Annotated in this window: 2 pseudogenes; one reads left to right on the top strand and one right to left on the bottom strand. The window is 75.7% G+C overall.

From position 1 onward, the window contains the following. Positions 1–159: 159 nt before the first annotated feature. A pseudogene (locus tag EF918_RS33825) lies at positions 160–360 on the bottom strand (zinc ribbon domain-containing protein); the annotation flags it as partial. 60 nt (positions 361–420) lie between these two features. Here EF918_RS33825 and EF918_RS33820 point away from each other — a divergent pair. After that, positions 421–3,575: pseudogene (locus tag EF918_RS33820) on the top strand (hypothetical protein); the annotation flags it as partial.

Genomic DNA, 3,575 nt, shown 5'->3' with positions numbered 1-3,575 from the left:
ACCGAGGGGGCGGGGCGGGGCGCCGGGGCGGTGAGGGGAGCCTGCTGGGGGGCGGTGGTGCGGGGAGTGCCCGTCCGGGGATTACCGGGCCGTTGCTGATGGCGCACGATGCTCACCTCGTCGGTCAGGGGCGGGGCCGGCGGAACGTCACCGCCGTCGTCACCAGACCCGCTTGTTGTGCGACGGGCCGAAGAACTCGATCTCGGCGATGGCGACCTGCTTGTCCGCGGCCGCGCCGTACGCGGAGCGCAGGACGAACCGTACGGAGGTGGCCTCGCCTACCCGGAAGTCACGGCGCTGGGCCCCCGCGCCCTGGTCCAGGGTGAGGAACCGGGTGGTGGTCCTCCCGTCGGCGGTGGTGGTGGCGGTGGTGGCGGCGCCGGCACCGCCACCGCGGGCAAGCAACTCCCGCCGTACCTCATGAACCTGGACGCCCCCGGCCTCTCCTCGACGTACGGCCTGACCGGCAACGGCTTCGTCGGCGCCGCGATCGGCGCCACCGCCGGCCACCGCGGCGACGGCGTCGACGCCATCGAGCGCGAACTGGCCGGCCGGCCCGAGTCGTTCTTCGGTGCGGGCCGCGCGTTCACCGTCGAGGGCAGGACGGGCGCGCAGTGGTACGACGTCACCGTCCGCATCACCCGGGCCCCGGACGACCGGCCGCCCGCCTTCCTCCCGCCCGACGCCCTGCCCGCCACGGCCGACCCCGCGCACGCCGCGCTGGAGGACCCCGAGGGCAAGGACACCAAGCTCGACGTCCACCACACCACCGCGGCGGCCGCCGCCGGCACCGGCGGCGGCTCGGCCGGCAAGGGCCTCGGCGGCCTCGGCTTCGGGCTCGCCCCCGTCGCCCCGGGCGTCTGGCTGGGCGGGGCCGCGACCGGCACCGTCCAGCCCTGGCAGTCGTCCCAGGAGTCCCGCCACCAGCGCACCGTCGCCGAACCGCGCGTCCTGCGCAGCGACCAGGGCACCGTCGAAGTGCAGCGCCGCGTCCGTTACGTCGTGCGGGTCAAGGAGACCGGCACCGTCGACGCGCAGATCCTCCAGGGCGCCGGCACGCTCACCCAGCGGGTGCCGGTCGAGCACCTGGTGCCCACCACCGGCGGCGTACCGGGTCCGCGCCGGCGCCTGACCCCGGCCGTCGTCCGCGCCGTCTCCCTCGCCGACTCCCTGGCCCCCCTCGCCGTCACCAGCACCGCCGCCCCGCACCAGGGCGGCGGCGGACTCTTCGACACCGTCGCCTCCGTCCTGCACCCGGCGGTCACCGAGCCCGGCGCGCCCGGCCGCGCCCGGCTGTACGAGGCGACCTCCACGGCGACCCTCCTGGAGGACCTGCCCCGGCTGCTGCGCGAGGGCGTGGTGGGGGAGGACCTGTACGCCAGGGACGGCCGCACCGTGGGCAGTTACCACCTACGGGCCACCCTCACCCGGCTCGCACCGGCCTGGAGCACCGGAAGGACCCAGCTGCGCACCCACCAGCAGAGCCAGACCTCGGTCACCCAGAGCGCGGCCAAGGGACGGGCCCTCCAAGGCGGAGCGGGCCCGGCGATCGGCGTCGGCGCGGCCGGCAACGCGGCCGTGGTCCGCGCCACCGCCATGCCGCTCCTCGGCGCCCGCAAGGCCCGCTTCACCGTGACCGAACAGACCGCCTCCAGCCGGCAGGGCGCGGAGATCCGCGGCGAGAAGGCCCTGTACGTCGGCGAGGTGACCATCGTCGCGCAGGGCATGGGCGCGCCCACGCCCGTGATGCTCGCCCGCCCCGGCCGCCGGGTGGCGCGGACCAGCATGGCCGTGTGGGTCAGCCTGCGGGCGGACGAGGCGAAGGAACTCGGGCTGCCCCTGCCCACGGGCATGCAGGCCGGACCCCTCGCCAGGAAGCCCACGACGGCCGACGCCCACGGCAACGAGGTGGACGTCGAACGCCACCTCCCCTTCGGCGGCAAGGGCGCCAACGTCGCCCTCGGCCGGCTCGACACCGAGCCCCTGGTGCGGGCCGTGCGCCGGCTGTTCACCACCGACCCCCGACTCGCCGGCTACCTCCCCGACCTCGGCGACACCCCGCCCGCCACCGACATCACCGGCGAGGAGGCCGAGGTGCGGCGCAGCAACTACCGCGCGCTGCTGACCGCCCTGTCGGAGACCCACCTCCGGGTCGACAAGGACCAGTTGCTGTCCACCGGCATCCGTGTACGACTGCGCCGCAAGTCCGCCCTGCACGCCCACGACGTGCAGCTCCTCGTCAAGGGACAGCTCACCCGGCCCACCTACCAGGGCGACATCGCGGACTGGTCGGTGCGCAGCCACGCGGGTGTCGCGGGCAACGCCCAGAGCGGACGCAGCAGTTCGCGGTCGGCCGGCGGACTGGTCCTCGGCCAGGCCCGGGTGGTCCCCGGCTTCCTGACCGCCGCCGCCCGCTACGAGCGCCAGCACGTCGGGGCCCGCCGGAACCAGGCGGGCCCCACCAGCCGTACGGACGTCGTGTCCAACGGCTCCGACGCGGCGAGCGCCTTCGCCGCGTCCCTCGCGGTCGACGTGGACGTCACCCTGACCTCCCGCCGCCGCAAACTGGCCCGCAGCGTGACGGTCGGCGCGCCGGGCCGGGACGTCCCGCAGGCCGAGCACCTGGCCACGCTGCACCTCGGCGCCCAGGAGGTGCGCCTGCTCACCCCGGCCGAGTTCACGGTCGACGGGGCGGCCAAGGCCCGGATCGATGCCACGGCCACCGCCCGCCGCGCCCGACCGACCCCGCCCGACCAGCCGTTCCACGCCGCAGGCATCGGCGATCTGGCCACCGTCACCCCCCGGGCGGCCCTCGGCGGTGTGCTACGGGACTGGCAGCTGGTGGAGACGGTGGACGGGGAGCCCGTCCGCGCTCTGGCCTTCGAACTGCTCTCCCGGGCCGCGGCCCGCAACCAGAACCTGCGGACGGACCCGGCCCTGGCCACCGAGGGCCTCGCGCCGCGCCAGGCGATCGAGGAACGCTTCGGCGAGCGCGCCGTCCAGGGCGCGCTGCGCCAGGCCGCGTCCTCCGGCTGGGTGGTGAAGAACCTGACCTACCCACGACGCCTGCGGGGCCTCGACGGCGCGGTCGGCACCCGGCTGACCCTGACCAACCCGCGCTACCTGCACAAGGCCGCCGGCCCGGGCACCGAGACCTTCGTGCTCGGCGGCCACCAGGCCGGCGGGCAGACCGGCGAAGGCCCCACCAGCACGGTGCAGTACGGCTTCACCGTCTCCGAGCGCGGCGACGCCCTCCGGGCGGGCCAGGGCCTGTCGACCTTCCACACCAGCAGCGAGACCGACGCCCACGCCCTCACCCTTGGGGGCACCGTGGAGCGCAACGCGCACACCCCGAAGAAGGCCCCGCTGTACCTGGTCCAGTGCGATCTGCTGGTCCACATGGTCGCGGAGGTCAAGATCACCGCCACCCGCCACCCCTACGTGACCTCGGGCGTGCGGACCCTCCCGGCCGCGGCAGCGGTATGGCTGACGGAAGCCCAACTGCCCACCAGGCTCAGGACACAACTCCGCCTGGACACCGCAGCCACGCCACCCACGACGGCCCCCAGCACCCC

Source organism: Streptomyces sp. WAC06614 (assembly GCF_003949795.1).
Taxonomy (GTDB): domain Bacteria; phylum Actinomycetota; class Actinomycetes; order Streptomycetales; family Streptomycetaceae; genus Streptomyces.
Note: the sequence above shows the minus strand (reverse complement) of the source record. Positions and strands in the feature narration are given on the sequence as shown.